The organism is Micromonospora sp. NPDC002717 (assembly GCF_040295705.1).
Taxonomy (GTDB): domain Bacteria; phylum Actinomycetota; class Actinomycetes; order Mycobacteriales; family Micromonosporaceae; genus Micromonospora.
The window spans coordinates 24,611-42,894 of record NZ_JBEOVW010000043.1; the positions used below are offsets into that span (position 1 = coordinate 24,611).

At 72.1% G+C, this 18,284-nt stretch carries 15 protein-coding genes and 1 pseudogene; 6 read left to right on the forward strand and 10 right to left on the reverse strand.

Features of this window, described 5'->3' with window-relative positions; translation table 11 throughout:
* Positions 1-43: 43 nt before the first annotated feature.
* The 8 genes from ABT006_RS32680 to ABT006_RS32715 form a co-directional block, all read right to left on the reverse strand.
* Entirely contained in the window at positions 44-664 is a 621-nt protein-coding gene (locus ABT006_RS32680; protein ID WP_350712337.1) for a mycothiol-dependent nitroreductase Rv2466c family protein, read from the reverse strand.
* Positions 661-2,115, reverse strand: a complete 1,455-nt coding sequence (locus ABT006_RS32685; protein ID WP_350712338.1) for an MFS transporter — start codon at positions 2,113-2,115, stop codon at positions 661-663. Before ABT006_RS32685 ends, ABT006_RS32680 begins: the two co-directional genes overlap by 4 nt.
* Positions 2,116-3,276: an AMP-binding protein gene (locus tag ABT006_RS32690; RefSeq protein ID WP_350712339.1), complete on the reverse strand. Its 1,161-nt coding sequence runs from the start codon at positions 3,274-3,276 to the stop codon at positions 2,116-2,118. It abuts the gene before it with no gap.
* Positions 3,273-4,271 carry an ATP-grasp domain-containing protein gene (locus ABT006_RS32695; protein ID WP_350712340.1) on the reverse strand — a complete coding sequence of 333 codons (999 nt, stop codon included), beginning with the start codon at positions 4,269-4,271 and terminating at the stop codon, positions 3,273-3,275. The genes ABT006_RS32690 and ABT006_RS32695 overlap by 4 nt, the downstream gene beginning before the upstream one ends.
* On the reverse strand, positions 4,268-5,068 hold the full coding sequence (locus ABT006_RS32700; RefSeq protein ID WP_350712341.1) for an alpha/beta fold hydrolase: 801 nt from the start codon (positions 5,066-5,068) through the stop codon (positions 4,268-4,270). Before ABT006_RS32700 ends, ABT006_RS32695 begins: the two co-directional genes overlap by 4 nt.
* Entirely contained in the window at positions 5,068-6,516 is a 1,449-nt protein-coding gene (locus tag ABT006_RS32705) for a class I adenylate-forming enzyme family protein (RefSeq protein ID WP_350712342.1), read from the reverse strand. The genes ABT006_RS32700 and ABT006_RS32705 overlap by 1 nt, the downstream gene beginning before the upstream one ends.
* Positions 6,513-7,196, reverse strand: a complete 684-nt coding sequence (locus ABT006_RS32710; protein ID WP_350712343.1) for a class I SAM-dependent methyltransferase — start codon at positions 7,194-7,196, stop codon at positions 6,513-6,515. The genes ABT006_RS32705 and ABT006_RS32710 overlap by 4 nt, the downstream gene beginning before the upstream one ends.
* Positions 7,197-7,347: 151 nt before the next feature.
* Positions 7,348-11,577: a non-ribosomal peptide synthetase gene (locus tag ABT006_RS32715; protein WP_350712344.1), complete on the reverse strand. Its 4,230-nt coding sequence runs from the start codon at positions 11,575-11,577 to the stop codon at positions 7,348-7,350.
* 550 nt (positions 11,578-12,127) lie between these two features.
* On the opposite strand from ABT006_RS32715, the gene ABT006_RS32720 reads away from it, so the two are divergent.
* Positions 12,128-12,640: a DinB family protein gene (locus ABT006_RS32720; RefSeq protein WP_350712345.1), complete on the forward strand. Its 513-nt coding sequence runs from the start codon at positions 12,128-12,130 to the stop codon at positions 12,638-12,640.
* 149 nt (positions 12,641-12,789) lie between these two features.
* Here ABT006_RS32720 and ABT006_RS32725 read toward each other — a convergent pair whose 3' ends face one another.
* A complete protein-coding gene (locus ABT006_RS32725; protein ID WP_350712346.1) occupies positions 12,790-13,413 on the reverse strand; it encodes a DedA family protein in 624 nt (207 codons plus the stop codon).
* A 54-nt stretch (positions 13,414-13,467) separates the two neighbouring features.
* Here ABT006_RS32725 and ABT006_RS32730 point away from each other — a divergent pair.
* From ABT006_RS32730 to ABT006_RS32750, 5 genes and pseudogenes are all read left to right on the forward strand, one after another.
* Positions 13,468-13,830: pseudogene (locus ABT006_RS32730) on the forward strand (MarR family transcriptional regulator); the annotation flags it as partial.
* Between the two features lie 243 nt (positions 13,831-14,073).
* Complete coding sequence (locus ABT006_RS32735) at positions 14,074-14,547, forward strand: hypothetical protein (RefSeq protein WP_350712347.1); 474 nt, start codon at positions 14,074-14,076, stop codon at positions 14,545-14,547.
* Between the two features lie 12 nt (positions 14,548-14,559).
* On the forward strand, positions 14,560-15,108 hold the full coding sequence (locus ABT006_RS32740) for a TetR/AcrR family transcriptional regulator (protein ID WP_350712348.1): 549 nt from the start codon (positions 14,560-14,562) through the stop codon (positions 15,106-15,108).
* A 254-nt stretch (positions 15,109-15,362) separates the two neighbouring features.
* Positions 15,363-15,767 (forward strand): Rv0361 family membrane protein, encoded by a 405-nt coding sequence (locus ABT006_RS32745; RefSeq protein ID WP_466025431.1) that lies wholly within the window; start codon positions 15,363-15,365, stop codon positions 15,765-15,767.
* Positions 15,768-15,997: 230 nt separating this feature from the next.
* A complete protein-coding gene (locus tag ABT006_RS32750) occupies positions 15,998-16,207 on the forward strand; it encodes a glycosyltransferase (protein WP_350712350.1) in 210 nt (69 codons plus the stop codon).
* A gap of 123 nt (positions 16,208-16,330) precedes the next feature.
* On the opposite strand, the gene ABT006_RS32755 is transcribed toward ABT006_RS32750, so the two are convergent.
* Positions 16,331-17,986 (reverse strand): glycosyltransferase family protein, encoded by a 1,656-nt coding sequence (locus tag ABT006_RS32755; protein WP_350712351.1) that lies wholly within the window; start codon positions 17,984-17,986, stop codon positions 16,331-16,333.
* Between the last annotated feature and the right edge of the window lie 298 nt (positions 17,987-18,284).

The following is an 18,284-nucleotide window of genomic DNA, read 5'->3' on the forward strand; positions in this document are numbered from 1 at the left end:
TCCCCCGTCCTAGCGAAAAGGTCTTCGGATCAGCGAAAAGGGGTCAGTCGAAGATCGGCCCCTGGGTGCGGGAGCGCTTCAGCTCGGAGAAGCCGGGCGTACCGGCGATCAGGACCAGCCCGTCCCAGAGGCGGCCGGCGGCCTCGCCGCGCGGGGCGGGCGACACCACCGGGCCGAAGAACGCGACGCGCCCGTCCGGCCCGTCCACCTCGACGACCGGGGTCCCCGCGTCGGGCCCCACCCGGCTCACCGCCTCCTCGTGCGACTGGCGGATCCGCCCGTCGAACTCGGTGCTCTCCATCGCCGCCGCCAGCGCGGGGTCGAGGCCGGCGGCCCGCAGCGCGTCGCCCACCGTCTCCGGCAGCACGTCCAGGCGATGACGCAGGCCCCGGTCGTGGAACCGCACGCCCAGCGCCGCGTACAGCAGCGGCACGGCCTCGCCGTCGTAGCGCTGCTCGGCGGCGGCCAGCACCCGGAGCGGCTTGATCATCTCCCGCACCGTGTCCCGCTGCTCCGGCGTCAGGTCCTGGTTCTCGTAGAGGATCGCCTGGCTCATCAGGTCCCAGCACGGCTCGATCCCGCGGACCTGCTGCACCTGCACCAGCCACTGCGACGAGATCCACGCCCAGGGGCAGAGCGGGTCGAACCAGAAGCCCACCTTCATGCCGATCCTCCTCCTGAGGTCCCACGGATCGTGCGCAGCGCGCCGGGCAGGCAGGCGAGGACGCCGACGAGGATCGCCGCCACCGGCAGCACCATCCCCAGCCGCAGCGCCTCCGCGTACCGGTCCACCGGCGCGGCGCCGTCCGCCCACGCCGACAACCGCTGCGCCAGCAGCAGGCCCACCAGCGTGACCGCCGCGACCGGCCCGAGCTGGCGGACGGTGTTCAGCAGGCCCGACGCGGCGCCGGCCAGGGCTGGCTGCACCTCGCGCATCGCCACCGCGGCCATCGGCGCGATCAGCAGCCCGTTGCCCAGCCCGATCACCACCATCGGGCCGAGGAAGGTCAGCCAGGCCGCGTCGAGCCGCATCACCGCGGCGGCCCAGCCCATGCCGGCGACGGTGAACAGCAGGCCGCCGAGCAGGACCACCCGGCCGTCGAGCCGGTCGGTGATCTTCCCGGCGAACGGCGCGAGCAGGGTGGAGATCAGCGCCGGGGGCGCCAGCGCCAGGCCCGCGGCCAGGGCGGAAAAGCCCAGTACCGACTGGAAGAACAGGGTCATCAGCAGCATGAAGCCGATGATCCCGAAGGAGACCGCCGCGGCCACGACGACCATCGTGGAGTACGAGCGGATGCCGAGGAGCACGAACGGCACCAGGGGTTCCCGGTCCTGCCGACCGCGCTCGTGCCAGACGAACGCCAGTCCGAGGGCGACCGCCGCCGCGATCATGACCAGCGTCCACGGCGCCCAGTCGAACCGTTCCCCCTCCATGAGCGGGAAGGCCAGGCAGAACAGGGCGGCGGAGGCCAGCACGATGCCGCCGATGTCGAGCCGGTGCCGGCGGTCGAAGCGCAGGTCCGGCACGGCGACGAGGGCCAGGACCACCGCCGCGACACCGATCGGCACGTTGACCAGGAAGATCCACCGCCAGTCGAGGGTGGTGACCAGCAGGCCGCCGACGGACGGGCCCGCGACGGCCGCCACGCCGCCGACCGCACCCCAGATGCCCATGGCCAGGCCCCGCCGGGTGGGCGGGAACAGGCTCACGATCATGGCCATCGTCTGCGGCAGCAGAAGCGCCGCGCCGAGGCCCTGCACGGCCCGGGCCGCGATCAGCTGGCCCGGGCTCTGGGCCAGCCCGCAGAGCAGGCTGAACACCGTGAAGACGGCGATGCCCACGACGAACAGCCGGCGCGGACCGAAGAGGTCACCGAGCCGGCCGGCGGTGATCAGCAGTACGGCCACCACCAGCACGTACGCGTTGACCGACCACAGCACCGTCGGCAGCGAGGCGCCGAAGTCCGCGCGGATGTCGGGGATGGCGATGTTGACGATGGACACGTCGAGCATCGTCAGGAAGAACCCGAGGGCCAGCACCACGAGACTGACCCACGGATTCTCCCGCCATCCCCCACGGGCGGCGGCCTCCTGCTGCAGGGCTTCGGACGTCACTCACTGCCTCCAGATTGCGGGCGGCACCTTGTTGGTGCGCTCGACGCGACTCACCTTGTCGACCCGGCGGGCGGTGATCGCCCCCGGAACCTGCCGGTGCACCGCCGCCAGGTGGTAGAACTGGGCGGTCAGGTGAGCCAGTACGTCCTCGGCGTCGGCGCCCCCGGAATACTCCAGCGTCAGCGCGGTGGCGGCCCTCGGCGACTCGGTGTCGCGGGTCAGGACGAGCTGGGCCTCCTCCACGCCGGGCAGGGTGCGCGCGGACGACACCACCTCACCGACGCTGAACAGGGCACTGCGCAGGCTCACCGCGTCGTCCGCCCGCCCCAGGACCCGCAGGCCGTCGGGACGACCGCACCGGCACTCGGCGGACGCCAGCCGGTCACCGAGACGGTAACGCACCGCCGGCATCGTCCAGCCCGTGCCACGCCGGGTCAGCAGCGCGCCCTCCTCCTCCAGCTCGAGCATCTGGTCGGGCATGACGTGCAGGGTCTGCAGGTCGCACGCGGGGGTGTTGGTGGCGATGATGTACGTCTCCACCGAGCCGTAGTTGGCCCAGTACTCCGCCTCCGGGAACGCCTTCTGGACGACCCGGTGCTTGGCGTCGGTCCACGGCTCGGCCAGCCAGATGATGGTGCGGATCGGCAGCGTCTCGTTCGCCGCGATCACGCCCTCCGCGAAGTCGGCCAGCGCGCTCGGGGTGCCGGTGAGCGCGTCGACGCCGATCTCGCGGAACATCGGGACCCAGTTGCCCACGTCCTCGGGCGCGTAGGCCCCGGACGGCAGCACCGTGCACCGCGACCGCTCGGCGAGGGCGTGGATGTAGTAGTGCGACGCCCACAGCCGGCCCGGGTTGAAGAGGTTGAGCAGCACGTTGTCGGGCCGCAGCGGCCGCCACTCCCGCAGCACCCGTTCCACCGCCTGGTGGTACGGCACGTAGGTGAGCTTCGGCTTGCCGGTGGTGCCGCCGCTGGACATCAGCGCGCTGCCCGTCTCCCGGGCCAGCTCCCGGGTCACCGCCACGATCTCCGCCGGGCCGCTCACCGCCAGGTCGGACAGGGCGGCGGCGTCCGGCGGCACCGGCGCGCCGCCGCGCCCGTCCAGGCCGCGCGCCTGGGCCAGCACGTCCGCCCAGGGCAGGTTCCCGATCGTCGCGGTCATGCCGCGCCTCCCTCGCGGGCGATCCACGCGGCGTGCGCCGCGATGTACGCGCGGAACCGCGACTCGATCACCGGTCGCTGGATCTTGGCGATCTCCTCGGTGGTGGCGTACCCGACCGCGCCGTCCGGTTCCACCTCGGACAGCCAGAACTGGTTGCCGTCCCAGAGGAAGTCGGCCGCGAAGTACGGCATCTGGAGCTTTTCGGCGATGTAGTCGATGGAGCTCTCCAGCTCCTCCGGCAGCGGCGGGTACTCCAGCCGCCCCCCGTTGACCAGGTTCGCGGTCAGCGACTCCCCCTGCGGGATCCGGCGCAGCACGGTGTGCGCCTTGCCGTCGATGACGTACACCCGGAAGTCGTTGACGCCGGTGCCCAGGTAGGGCTGGACGACCACGGCCGTGTCGGCGCCGCCGGCCAGGCCGATCAGCCCGCGCAGCTCGTGCTCGTTGTTGGCGAGGCAGACGCCCTGGCCCATGCCCCAGTACGCGGGCTTGACCAGCATGGGGAAGTCGAGCTTCTCCAGCACCGGCTCGTAGTGCCGGCTGATCGAGTCGCGGCCGGTGCCGATGCGCACGGTGGGCACCCGCGGGACGGGGCAGTCCCGCAGGTACAGCATCGTGGCCATCTTGTCCGTCGTGATGTACGACATGCGCGGATGGATGGGCAGGTAGAAGCCCGCCTGCTCGACGATCGAGTACGCGAACAGCTGGTTGCAGACCTCCTGCACCTGGTGCGGCAGCGACCACAGCGAGGTGACCAGGATGGTGTCCTCCGGGGTGATCCGCTCGCCGTCGAGGAACACCCGGGGCTCGTCGCCGACGGCCTCGACCGCCAGCGCCTCCGCCTTGTGCAGGGACATGGCGAGGCCGCAGTCCTTGGCGATCTCCGTGTAGGTCGTCCAGATGGCGGCTGCCTCCGCCGCCCGCTGGCGTACCGTGCCGCGGTCGGGGTAGATCCAGCAGAGCCGGCGGGCCAGCTGGGTGGGGGCGGGCGTCATGATTGCTTCTCCTCACTGGTCAGGAAACCGCGGACAGCGGCGGCGAACGCCTCGGGCTCCTCGAGGAAACACAGGTGACCGGAGTGGTCGAGGAACTCCACGCGGGCGTCCGGCATGGCCTTGGCCAGCCAGTTGCCGACCTCCGGCGGGTAGACCGCGCTGCGGCGGCCGTGGACGAGCAGGGTGGGCAGCCGCAGGCCGGTCACCCGCTCCCGCCAGTCCTGCGTGAGCACGTCGGACAGCAGGCCGGCGACGGCGTCGGCGTCGGCGCCACGGGCCTGCCGGACGAGGTCCGCGACGAGCGCCGGGGCCGGGGCGGGACCGTCGACGGCGAAGGAACCGCGGACCAGGTTCTCGGCGAACGCACCGCAGTCGCCGCGCACGTCGCCGAGCAGCGACGTGGCCCCGGCCCGGTCGAGGGAGCCGAACGCCGCGTACGGCCAGCCGTCGTCGGCGAGCAGCCACGGCGTCTGCTCCACGCTGATCAACCGGCGGACCCGCCGGGTGCCGAACGTCTCCAGGTAGGTCCAGGCGACGGTCGCGCCCAGTGACCAGCCCAGCAGCGTCACGTCGTCGGAGCCGAGGCCCTCGACGACCTCGTGCAGCGCGGCGGCGCAGTCGGACAGGGTGGGCGGCTGCGCCGGGGCGGGCGCGTCGCCGTGCCCCGGCAGGTCGACGGTCACCACCCGGTGGTCGCGGCCGAGGTCCGCCACGGTGGTGTCGAAGAAGTGTCGGCTGGCGGCGAGGCCCGGGACGAGGACGAGAGTCGGCCCGGCGCCGTGGATCTCGGCGCGCATCACCGGCTCACCAGCTCGAACTGGCGGCGCAGGGCAGGCTTGTCGATCTTGCCCACCGGCGTGTGCGGGATCTCGTCCACGAGGCGCACCGTCGCCGCCAGCCGGTGCCCGGCCAGGACGGCGGTGACCTGCCGGACCGCATCCTCGGCAGCGACGCCGGGGCCCGGGCGGACCGCGACGAGCACCCGGTCGGTCAGCTCACCCGGATCGAGCGGCAGGCTCACCACCTGCGTGCCGGGACTGGCCGCGCGGCACTCGGCGTCCAGCACGGGAGCCAGCACCGGTCCGTCCGGCGTGGACAGCACCTCCGAGACCCGGCCGATGATCCGGAACGCGCCGTCGCCGACCTCCTGCGCCACGTCGCCCGTCCAGAACTCCCCGTCCCGGAACGTGCGCGCGTTCGCCGCGTCGGCGAAGAGGTAGCCCTCGCTGGTGCAGTCGGAGCGCAGCACCAGCTCGCCGATGCCCGTGTGCTCGTCCACCAGCGGCGCGAGCCGGGCGCCGACGCCGCGTACGGGCGGCATTGCCCCGCTCGTCTGCAACTCGTCGGCCATGTTGCCCAGCGCGAGGCCGAACTCGGTCGAACCGTAGATCTGCCGGATGTGGACGCCCAGCGTGTCCGCGGCGGCGCGCACCACGTCCGGGCTGAGGTAGGCGCCGCCGCAGAGCGGGCGACGCAACCTCGACAGGTCCACCTGTGCGTCGGCGCCGGCCCGCACGAGCATCTCGTAGTGCGCGGGCAGCGCGCTCATCACCGTCGCCCGCTCCCGCTGCAACCGGTCGAGGTACGCCTGCGGCGAGTCGTCCGGGTCGGCCAGCACCAGCCGGGCGCCGCTGAGCAGGGCGGCGAAGACGTGCAGGTCGGTGGCGTGCGCGACGTCCAACGGGTGCCGGCAGTAGAAGACGTCGTCGGCCACGATGCCGGTGTCGGCGAGCCAGCGCCGGCGCTCGGCGACGAACTTGTCCTGCCGCCACACCATCATCTTCGGGAAGCCGGTGGAGCCGGAGGTCCACAGCTGGCGGAACAGGCCGGCGTGCGGCTCGTCGGGCGCCGGCGGCGCGTCGGTGTCGAGGTCGTCCAGCGACACGACCGGCACCGTCCCCGGGGCGACGTGGTGCTCCCGCCCGGCGACCAGGAGCACCGGCCGCGCCTGCCCGACGGCCCGTTCCGTGTCGGCGGCGGTGAAGTTGCGCATCAGCGGCACGTACCGGGCGCCGACCCGGGCGACGGCCATGATCAGCGCGACGTAGCGGACGCTGTTGGGCAGGGCGAAGGCGACCGTGTCGCCGGCCCGGACCCCCCTGGCGTACAGCCCGGCGGCGAGCCGCTCGCCGAGCGCGACCAGCTCCCGGTAGCGGATCTGGCTGCCGTCGACGTCGACGACGGCCACATGGTCCGGGCGGCGCGCCGCGACGTCGGCCACCGCCTGGCAGAGCACCGCGGTCATGCCGCCACCCACGCCGCGTAGGTGCCGAAGCGCCAGTCCTTGGCCAGGCAGTCGACCTGCCCGAATCCGGCCTTGCGCAGCCACTCCAGCTGGTCCTCCAGCGTGGCGCAGATGTCGAGCTTCATCCGGTCGCGGCCCGCGGCCCACTCGTCGGGCGGGCACTCCGCGCGCTGCACGTGCGCCTCGTGCTGCAAGTCGTACATCGCCTCGACCTGCGGGTTCGGACCGGCCAGCTGCTCGACGTTGACGAACACGCCCTGCGGGGTGAGCACCTCGCGGATGCGCTGGAAGAGGTCCTGCTTGTCCTCGTGGGTGAGGTGATGGATCGCCAGGCCGGAGACGACCGCGTCGAAGGGGCCGGCCGGCAGCGGGTCCTTCATGTCGCACACCAGCACCGTGACGCGGGGGTTGCCGGCGAACCGCTCCCGCGCCTTGGCGAGCATCGCGTCCGAGTGGTCGACCAGGGTCAGCTCGGCCTGCGGGAGCTGCTCCAGGACGGCGCCGCCGAGCAGTCCGGTGCCGGCGCCGAGGTCGAGGACGCGGGCCGTCTCCGGGACGGTCTCGACGACCGCGTGCACCGCGCTGGCGTAGATGAGGTCGAAGGAGGGGATGAGCTTGCGCCGCATCACGTCGAACGTGCCGGAGTTCCAGATCTCGGGTTTGCTGTCGGTCCTGGTCATCGCGTGGTCCCTTCGCTTCGTGAGCTGAACAGTTGGTCAAGGTCGGCCAGGTGGTGTCCGGCCGCCCTGCGTCCGGGTGCCGCGCCTGCCTCGTCGGTGTTCCGGTGAGGCACGCCGCCGGGCTGTCGTCGGAGGGCCGTGACGGGCCGGGTCAGCACCAGAGCTTTCCGCGCAGGTAGTACGGCTCGGCGTCAGGTTCGTCGGGCAGCGGCTCCTCCGCCGCGGCGATGTGCGCCGCGACGAGGGCGGCGACCTCGGCGACCCGACCGGGGCGCATGACCGAGTAGTGGGTCCCGTCGACCAGGTGCGGGTCGGCGGCGCCCGGCAGGATCTCGTCGAGCGGCACCAGGCCGGGGAAGGCGTCGCGCCGGGTCTCCCGCGCCCGCAGCAGCAGGAGCCGCTCGTGCGGCGCGCCCGGCCGGTGTCCCTCCAGGATCTCGGAGTTGCGGCGGTAGACGCCGAACAGCCGCCCCAGGTCGTCGGCGTCGAGCGGCGCGGCGAGCAGACCCGCCCGGACCAGCGCGTCCTGCAGGGCGCACAGGGCCGCCGGCAGCTCGCCGGCGGGCACCTCCGCGGGCAGGTGGCCGCTGATGTCCTCGCCCTGCGCCAGGTCGGTGAAGAAGCCGGCGAGCCGCTGTCGGAGGCTCACGGCCGCGGCCTCCGGCCGGCCCGTGAACGAGTCGATCGCGGTGACCGAGCGGACCCGCCGCCCCTGCTCCGCCACCAGCCCGGCGACGCGCGCCGACACGGTGCCGCCCATCGACCAGCCGACGAGGTGCACGTTCGCGCCCTCCGGCAGCACGTCGCAGAGGGCGTCGCCGTACCGGCCGGCCAGCTCCGTCATGTCGGCCGGCGGCTCCTCGCCGGGTTGCAGGCCGGCCGCCCGCAGCCCGTACACGGTGGCCCCGGCCGTGATCGCGTGCCGGTCGAGCGCCTCGACCAGCGGCTCGTAGCAGAGCACGTCGCCGCCCACCGGGTGGACCAGCACCAGGGTGCGGGCGTGATCGCCGTCCTTGATGCGCACCAGCGGCGTACCGCCGTGCGGGTGCTGCTCGGCCCGCAGCAGGCCCGCCTGGTCGGCGACGGTGCGGCTGCGCATCAGCGACGCCAGGGGCAGAGTCCGGCCGAAGCTCGCCCTGATCCGGTGGAACAACCGGACCGCGAGCAGGGAATTGCCGCCGAGGGCGAAGAAGTCGTCCGTGACCCCGCGTACGTCCGGGCCGAGCAGTTCCTGCCACAGGCTGAGCAGCCGGGCCTCGTCCGCCGTGCGCGGCGCGACGACCGCCTGGTCCGTTCCGCGTACGACGGGACCGGCGGCCAGCCGCGCGACCAGTGCCTTGCGGTCGACCTTGCCGTTCGCCGTCAGCGGCACCGTGTCGACCACGGTGACGACGGCGGGCACCATGTACGACGGCAGCTCGGCGGCGAGGTGCGACCGCAGCGCGGCCGGGTCCGGAGCGGCGCAACCCGGTGCCGGGATGACGAACGCCGCCAGGTACGACTCGCCCCGCCCGGCGGCCACCACCGCGACCGCCTTGCGCACGTCGGGATGGTCGGACAGCCGGATCTCGATCTCGCCGAGCTCGATGCGGTGCCCGCCCACCTTCACCTGGTCGTCCTGGCGGCCCAGAAACTCCAGGATGCCGCCGGGCCAGTACCGCGCCCGGTCCCCGGTGCGGTACCGCCGCTCGCCGGTCACCGGGTCGGCGGAGAAGGAGGCCCGGGTCAGGTCGGGCGCGTTCCGGTAGCCGTCGGCCACCCCGACCCCGCCGATGTAGAGGTCGCCGGGCACCCACGCCGGCGCGTCGGCGAGCTGCCGGTCCAGCACGTGCATGGTCTGGTTGGCCAGCGGATGGCCGTACGGGACGCTCGACCAGCCCGCCGTCAGGTCCTCCGTCCAGAAGTAGTTGGACCAGATGGACGCCTCGGTCGCCCCGCCGGCGGCCATGACCCGCGCCGTGGGGCACGCCTCAGCGATCCGGTCGAGCAGCGGCAGCGGCACCCAGTCGCCGCTGAGCATGACGAGCCGCAGCGCGCGCAGCATCTCCGGCGCCCGGCCGGCCAGGTATTCCAGCGTGACGGAGAACAGGGCGGGCACCGAGTTCCAGAGCGTGATGCCGTGCTGTCGGCACAGCTCCCCCCACTGCTCCGGGTCGGGCACGTCGCTGTGGGCGGGCACGACCACCGTGCCACCGGCGCCCAGGACGGCGAAGATGTCGAAGACCGACAGGTCGAACGCGAGCGAGGACACCGCGAGCACCCGGTCGGCCGACGTCAGGGCCAGCCGTCGCGTCAGGTCCCGCAGGGTGTTGGTCGCCGCCCCGTGGGAGATCACCACGCCCTTCGGGGCGCCGGTGGAGCCGGAGGTGTAGATGACGTAGGCGGTGCGCCGCAGGTCGCCGCCCAGGCCGTCGGGGGCGGTGCCGCCGGGGCCGGTGCCGCCGTCCGTCGGCACCGCGACGACGGGCAGGTCGGGCAGCCCGTCGAGCGGCGCGGCGTCGACGGCGACGACCGCGGTCGCGCCGCTCTGCCGCAGCACCTCGCCGACCCGCGCCTCCGGCCAGGTCGGACCGACCGGCAGGTACGCGCCGCCCGCCCGCAGGACGCCGAGCACGGCGACCGGCTGCTGCCACGACTTGGGCACCCGCACGGCGACCAGGTCGGTGCGCCCCGGATCCGCGCCCACACCCGCGTCCCGCAGCCGGACCGCCAGCGCCGCCGACAGGCGGTCGAGCTCGCCGTAGGTCAGGCTCCGCTCGGCGTCGACGACCGCGACGGCGTCCGGCCGGCAGCGCATCTGGTCGACGGCCGCCTCGTGCAGCTCGCCCGCCAGGCCGGGCGCCTCGGTGCGGTTCGCCCGCCGGCGGTCGGCGAGCTGCCGGTCGGGCAGTGGCTGCGGGCCCGCCACGGTCCACGCGTCGGCGTTCGCGGCGAGCTGCCGCAACCGGTGCCGGTGGTATTCGGCGAGGTCGTCGACGAGGCCCGGCGGGTACGACGACCGGTCGTGGTCGAAGTTGCACACCAGCGCGCCGTCGAACTCGAAGACCTGGTGGTCGAGGAGTACCTCGGGGGTGGCGATGGCGCTGTGCGCCAGCGTGGCGGCCGGCAACGCGAGCCGGAAGCCGTCGGAGATGCCGGGCACCAGGTCGAGGCCGCTGCTGAACACCACCGGCACCGGGTTGCCGACGCTGCCGTCGCGCCGGTTGAGCTCCCGGCCGACCGCGACCCCGGAGAACTCGCCCGCGTCGAGGTCGTCGTACAACTGCTTCTGCAGCGCCTGGCACCGCTCGACGAAGGAGCCGGGCATGTCGTCGTACGTCACCAGCAGCGTGCTGGCGGCGTTGCCCCACATCCGTTCCCGGCCCGGCGCGCCGGTCACCCGGTCCGAGGACAGCACCGACACCGTGCCGGACTGACCACCGGACCAGCGCAGCAGACACTCGACGTAGAGGGCGAAGAGCGCCAGGCCGGCCGACACCCCCTGCTCGGCGGCGTGGTGTCGGAACCGCTTCCAGTCGTCCACGTCTAGCTGGTGTGCCACGCGGTGCAGCGGCACGTCCCGGTCGGGCTCGGCGGCCTGCGTGTCCAGGGCACGCGGCAGATCGGGGGCGGGCGGCAGGCTGTCCAGGCGGGACCGCCAGTACCGCTCGGCCGTCCGGCGGGCCGGCAGCGACCTGCGGCGTTCCTGCTCGACGAGGTAATCCGCGAAACTCTCCGCCTCCGGCGCAGGCCGATGGGAGGGATCGACGTAACAACGGGCCAACTCGGCGAAGAACAACTGGATCGTGGCTCCGTCGAACACCGTCAGTCGTAGCGCGACCTGCAGATTGGTCCCGCCGTCGGGCAGTCGGACGAATCGGAAAAGGAAGGGTCGACCGGCGCCGTGCGGCGGTATGTCCGACACAATTTCGCGGCGCAGTTGCTCCAGTTTTCCGGGCACTTCGTCGATGCGGCAGGCCGACAGATCGCGCACGTCCACGAGCAATTCCGGCCGGTCGTCGGCTATTGGGGCGAAATGCTGCGTGGCCTCCGGCATCACGCGCGTACGGAGCACGGGACGCACCTGCCGCAGCCGGCCGAGAGCATCGGCGAAACGCTCCGGGTCGGGCGGCGTGGCGGCGGGGAACGCGTACTCCTGGATGTAGAGAGCCGGCGATGCATGGCCCGCGACCCCCTGCTCACCGATGAGATACGCCTGCTGGAGGTCGGTGAGCGGCAGGTGGGTCGGGCCGCCGGCGAGCGCGCCGTCCGGGGCGGACCCGCCCGTGGACGCGTCCTCGCCGAGCAGCGCGACGAGTTCGGCGATGCACGCCTTGATTACCGCTCTTGATTGTTCATCGAGCGATGGTGGATTTGACTGCCCGTTCCGAATACTTGACAAAAAAGCCGCTTCCCCCCGTGGGAACACAGGCATTCGGCAATCCCCCCAATGATTTCCGTCCGACACCATGCCGGACAACAGCTCATCAGAAACCGGATTTGCGATTCCCGACTGTAGTTGACCAAGTCGACCCGAACACTCAGGATGATCAGTGATCTGGATCACAGCACTATTTTCGGCGTTCACCGAGCGTCAGGACGGGCGCGATTGATACGCAAATTCGCAGGCCGGCACCGGATCCTCGGGTAATCGCTGCGTCACTGACGCCTGACGATGGCGTGGGAATGTCACCTACCCGGCAGCGGCGCTGGCGGGTAGGGGTGGCGAAGGAATCCCGTGTAGCGCATAATGCGCGACCGAACCGCCACGGCAGCCCGACGAGTGCCGACAGGGGGAGATGGAAGGTCGTTGAGCAGGCAGGCGAGCTGGGCGTGTCGCCGCTCCGGAAGGACGAAAGCCCTCAGCTACGCCGGTGCGCGACGGCGGCTGTCGAAGGGGCCTGGATGTCCCGACGCCCGAAAGTGTCGGTGTCCGACACTACGGTGCCCCGATGACCAACGTATCCGTCGCGCCCGTGGCCCGCATCCGCCCTCCGGAGGACGGAGGCGAACGCGAGATCCTGTCCGGCCTGCTTGACTTCCTGCGTGCCTCGGTCGTGAACAAGGTCGCCGGGCTCACCGACGAGCAGGCGTCCGGTCGGCCGGTGCTCGCGTCCGGGCTCACCCCCGCCGGGCTGGTCAAGCACCTGACCGGGGTGGAACGGTACTGGTTCAGCATCGACTTCGCCGGTCACGAGTTGCCCCCGCCGTGGACCGACGACGAGCCCGGTGCGTTCGCTCTCGCCCCCGAGGACTCGCTGGCTGAGATCGTCGAGGCGTACCGGGCCGAGTGCGCGCGGTCCTCCGCAGTCGTAGCGGGCGCGGCCCTCGACGACCGCGCCCGGGCCACCGACGTTTCCTTCACGCTACGGTACGCGCTCGCGCACATGATCCAGGAGACCGCGCGTCACTGCGGCCACCTGGACCTGCTGCGCGAAAGCATCGACGGGCAGGCCGGCGAGTAGTCAGACCTCCGGCTGGCTTGGTACGCCAGCCACGCCATCCCCGCTTGCCGGTCACCTCGGTCCGATTGGATCCGTGTTCACGCAACAGGTCGGTGCCCGCCGCCCGGGCAGCCCGGCCGTGGGCACCCCTGCGGACGATTGGCGCCCCGTCAGCGGTCGGCCCAACCCTGCCGGACCCGACGGTGCCGCCGCCACACGTACAGCACCACGCCGGCGGCGATCACGGCCAGCAGGGCCCACTCGCCGATCCCCAGCTCACGCTCCAGGCGATGGTAGGAGGCCGCGCCCAGGTAGCCGAGCAGCGCCACGGTCGTCGCCCACACCAGCCCGCCGGCCAGGTTCGCCCGCAGGAACGGCGGCCACGGCATCCCGCCGGCGCCGGCGACCATCGGCACCACGGCCCGCAGGACCGCCACCCAGCGGCCCACCACCACCGCCCACGCACCGCGCCGGGCGATCAGGCGGCGGGCACGCCGGACGTCGGCGCGCCCGCGCGCCGACCCGGAGGCTCGGGCAAGCATCCCCGGGCCGTACCGTCGGCCCAGCGCGTAGCCGACCTGGTCACCCAGGCACGCCCCAACCGTCCCGGCGACGACCACCGCCCACAGCGGCAGCTCACCGGCGTGCGCCACGAGCCCCCCGACCAGGATCGCCGTCTCGCCCGGTACCACCAGCCCGAGCAGGGTCGAGGACTCCAGGGCGGGCAACACGAACACCAGTGCCAGGACGAGGACCGGCGGTAACCCGGTAAGCACCGCCACCACCCGGTCCACTCCCTGATTGTCGCCCACACCGGCTTGATTTGCGGCCAAGAAACCCTCCGGCGCCGCCGGGCGGTCGGGCCGGCATCCGTCTCCAAAGCGGTCGCGTTCCTCGAAAGCCAGGGCCTCGTCCGCCGGGAACGCGACGAACGCCGCCGCGCGCGCTACCTCGTCGACGACGACGTCTGGTACCAGTCGATGATCCCCGCCGCCCGAGCCAACGCCCAGCTCGCCCAGACCGCCCGGCAGGGCGTCAGCATTCTCGGCCCCGGCACCCCGGCCGCCGTCCGCCTGGAGAACATCGCCCGCTTCGTCGACTTCGTCGGCGAGAGCATCAGCCGCGCCGCAGAGCAGGCCCGCGAGATCCTCTACACGAAACCCGAAACGGCCTCGGGCGGCACGGCCACGCCACGTCCAGACCACGGATAGACAGCCGCTCGACGGCGACGGCCATTCGTGCCTGCGCCGGATCCGTCAACCCGAGCCGCCCCCATCGCACGCACGCGGCCGAGACCACCTGCTTCCGGCTCGCCTCGACCCGCCAGCTCTTCAAGCGCCCGGAACCCGAAGGCGGCGGCCCGGGAAGCGCTGTGGACACCTTGCGTGGACACCCTGTCCACGCGCGTCTAGGCTTGCGGCGTGTCCCTACTCACCGTCCTTCTCACCGTCCCTGTGATCGCCCTGCTGACCCAGCCGCTCTGGGCGCCCTCCTGGGGCGCGGGCATCCTCGGGGAAGTCGCGGCGTTCGGCGTTCCGGGCGGGATCGCGGCGACCGCTGTGTTCTTCGGCCTTGTCGGCCTCTACTGCCGGCACCTGCAGCGGCTCCAAGAGTGCGTCGCTCCCGAAGCTCGTCTGCGGTCCCCACGGTCCGTCTGGTTGATGTTCGCCATCCCGTTCAACTTCGTCGAGGACTTCTTCATCATCGCCGACCTCGGCGGCAGCCTCCGCCGCGACAGCCGCGTACCGGATTCCGTCATCCGCGCATGGACGGTTGCCGGCGGAACGTGGTGCCTCTTCCAGATCGCCTCGCTCCTTCCCGGAACGGTCGGCGTGGTGTCGGGCGTGCTCGCACTCGCCGTCTGGGCCTGGCACTGGAGCCACACCGCTCTCATCGGGCGCCGGTTGACCGCCGCCGTCACCGCCTAGGAAGGCCCACCCGTGCCCCTTCCCCGCTTCCACAGGCTGCCCCTCGACGAGCAGGCGCGCATCCTCGCCGTCGCCACCCGACACCTCTCGATTCGCGGCCTCGCGGGCGTGTCGGTCAATGAGATCGCCGACGAAGCCGGCCTGTCCCGCTCCGCGATATACAACTACTTCGACGGCAAGACCGACCTCATCGACGCTGTTCGCGCCGCCGCCATCAGGAAGGTCGCTGCGGCGCTCGGCAACTGGACCACGCAGCCCGATCCCACGGCGTTCTGGGCCGAGTTCCGGGCAGGCGCGGAGCAACTTTCCGCACTCCTCGCCGAGGCTCCAGAGCTCCGCCAGGCCCTCGCCACCGTCACCGGCGGCGGGCTTGACGAATGGGTGAACGCCTTCTTCGAGAACGCGGTCGCGCTCGGGCTCGTGTCCCCGCAGCATCGCCGCCTCACCCGTGTAGCCACCGGCGCGATCCTCGCAGCGGCGGACGCCGCTGAGCTCGCTGAGCCGGGCAGCATATCGACGGCGGACGTGGAGGCGGTGCTGCGAGCAGTCTGGCGCGGGTGACGACGATCCGACGGACGGGCGGCGTACGTCTTGATCGACGGAGCACGACAGCAGGGCACACGTCGCTACAGAAATGCGCTGAGCAGCGGATGGCGACGCGTGGTCGCCACGAGCGCTGACCCGGCCTGTCCTAATGCGGTCATGGCCACAGCCGGACAGCTCATCAGACCTGGCGTCGCCCGACGTACTTATTAGCCTGGCGTCGCCGGGCTGTTCCCGGCGATGCCGTATCTCTCAATGGATCGATAATCATCTTGAAGAACACAAGGAATGGGCTGATCGCCGGGGCGGGTGCATTGCTGCTCCTGCTCTGCTGCGGCTTTGGCGTTTTCGGTTACCGGGTCATGTTCAAGGACGACGCCGAGGATGTGGCGGAGAAGTACCTCACCGCCATCCAGGACAGAAAGGTCGATGACCTGCGGGCGGTGATCTGCGCCAGCGAGCAGAAGAGAATCGATGACGATAACGCGTGGGATGACGACGAAGGCCTGCTGGACTGGGAGATCACATCCAGCAGGGAGCGCGAGAACTCGGCGACCGTGACCGCGGAGTTCACCGGAACCGACGACGGCGAGGTCAGGACCGGCAACATCACCATGACCCTCCTCAAAGAGGACGGCGACTGGAAGGTCTGCGACGTCGACGAGACGCGGGACTGAGTTGGTAGGGCGCGGCCGCGACATGCGGTCGCTCCTTCCCGAGGTCAAAGCTGCGTCCGCGTCCTCGCCCGCCCAGGGCCGGAGAATGGCGTCGCTGAACTACTCGACCTGATCCCCGACCTCGACCGGGCCATCGAGGTCGCGCTCGCCGACGCGCCGTTCGAGCTGACCGCCGGCAGCCAGGAACAGGTACGCCGCAGGCCGAGCCCTGGCCGCCGAGACGCCCCGGCGTGACTCTCCTGCCGGGTCTCACCTGGCACGAGGTCCCGGCCTGGCTCGCCGGCGCAAACGCCGTGATCGTGCCCTCGCACGCCGACACGGTCCGCCTCGTCACACTGGAAGCCACGGCCGCAGGTACCCCACTTGTGGTCCTCAGGTCGTACGCCAGCGCCTGGCTTCAATTGGGTATTGGGGCGCGCCACTTCGCCGCGCTCCTTTGAGTGGCAATAGGAACTGATTCAGCGATACGCACACGCGTGGTCGTGGCGCTATGTGTTTCTGTTGCCGTAGCTGCCGCCGGCAGCATTCAGACCACGAAGAAGTGCACCGGCCTGGGCGTGACCTCAGGGGCGGGGCAGGTACACCCGCCAGTTGGCGACGGTGACCACGTCGAACGCGCCTGGTTCGGGACCGAGCCGCTGGTCGAGCCGGGCGGCCAACGGCGAGCCGACCGGCGCGACCCAGGCTGCGTCGGGTTCGGCCGCCACCGTCCGGCGGTATGCGGGCAACCGGTCGAAGCCGGGGCGCAACTCGTCGTCGACCACCGCGCAGACCACGTTCTCACCGGTGGCATAGGTAAGCCGGTTGCAGGTCCAGTAGCCACCACGCACGTGCCGTACGCCCAGCTCGACGAGGGCGTCGACGAGCGCGCGATGCCGCTCGGCCTCGGCGTGGGTGGCCGGCACGGTACGGATCGCCTCGACGGTCGCCACCGCGGCCGTGCCGAGGATGGCCGCCAGTACGGCAGGCGCCACCACGCGGAGGACCCCGGAGCGTCGACGGGCCGCACGCCACAGCGGCCAGAGCAGAGCGGGGGCCGCGACCGCCAGGCAGGAGAGGTAGCGGGAGCTCTCCACAGGGGTCCGCCCGGCCGCGCTGCTCACCACGTACGCCGCGAGCACCGCTGCGGCCCCGGCCAGCAGCGCCAGCCGCACCGCCGCCGACACCCGCTGGTCGTCTCCCACTGCGGCCCCGCCGGGGCGTGGACCGTCACCGTTCCTCGCGACTGGCAGGGCTTCGAAATCTGCTGTCGACCCCCGCGCTGCGCGGAGGATGCGCCAAGCGGACAGAATGGCGAGGAGCAGCAGGACCGGGAACGCGAGCGCCCACCAGAGCTGCCAGGTGGCGCAGTGGCTCGGCGAGCAGAAGCCCATCCCGAGCGGCGGCCCGAGCACCAGGCCGCCGTAGAGCCGCTCGCCCCAGCTTGCCGTCGCCTCCCCGCCGCTGGCGGTCAGGACCGCGGCGAGCGGGTTGCGGCCGTGCCGGAGGCTGTCCACCAGCATCGGCGCCGCGCCCAGCAGCAGCGCGCCCGCCACGACCAGCCCCGCCCGACCGGCCAGTTCCCGCCGGCGCCACACCACCAGCACCGTGCCGGTCCCGAGGATGTACGGCAGCAGCAGCGGGTCGACCCAGAGCATCAGCCCGGACACCAGCGCCCAGGCCGCCCAGCGGGGCAGCCGCCGACCCGCTCCGTTGGCGCACAGTGCGACGGTGAGCAGGGCGAGCGCCACCCCGGCCGGGTTCATCTCGGGGTAGCCGCCCCCAGCGATGAGCTGGTTCTTGACCACCCGGTCGGAGCCGAGCGCGAGGAAGCCGATGACCAGCAGGGCGAACCAGGGGTCGCCGCCGAGCCGACGGGTGAGCCGCCAGGACAGGGCGAGGAACAACGCGTACAGCGCGAGGGTGGGCAGCCGCAGCGCAAGCACCGACGGCCCGGTGAGCGCGACCAGCGGCGCGGCCAGGTACGCCTCGAGCGTGCCCATGTAGGCCTGCCCGTAGAACCAGATCGGGAATTCCTCCCCGCGGGCGATATGCAGGGCGGCCAGCCCCATGGTCGCCTCGTCGCTGTTGGTGGGCGGGGCGTCGGCGAGCAGCAGCGCCAGCCGGTACCCGACCCCGGCCAGCCCGACGAGCAGGGCGAGCAGCACCGGCAGCCGGGGACGCCAGGGCGCACGTGGCCGGGCGCGGTCGCGCGGTTCCTGGCGTGCCGTGGCGGTCATGCCTGCGATCATGGCATCCGGGCGGCTGGCGGCCGGTAGCCCGGCCTCAGCCAGCGACGGGTGCTGGTGCCGAAAACCTCGTCCGTCCGGCTCATGGCAGTCTTGATCACTGAGATGAGAGCGCGGATCATTCCGGATCAGAAGTCATTTCCTATTTCATGATCCACGACGCGGCCGACCCCTCCCGAAGGGGCCAAGGTTAGGCTAAAGGACGTCTCGTAACTCGGCGGTCGGTCCATGGTGGATCATGTCGGGGTGCAGGTGATCTCGGCGACCCGTCAGGAGTGGATCTTTCCGT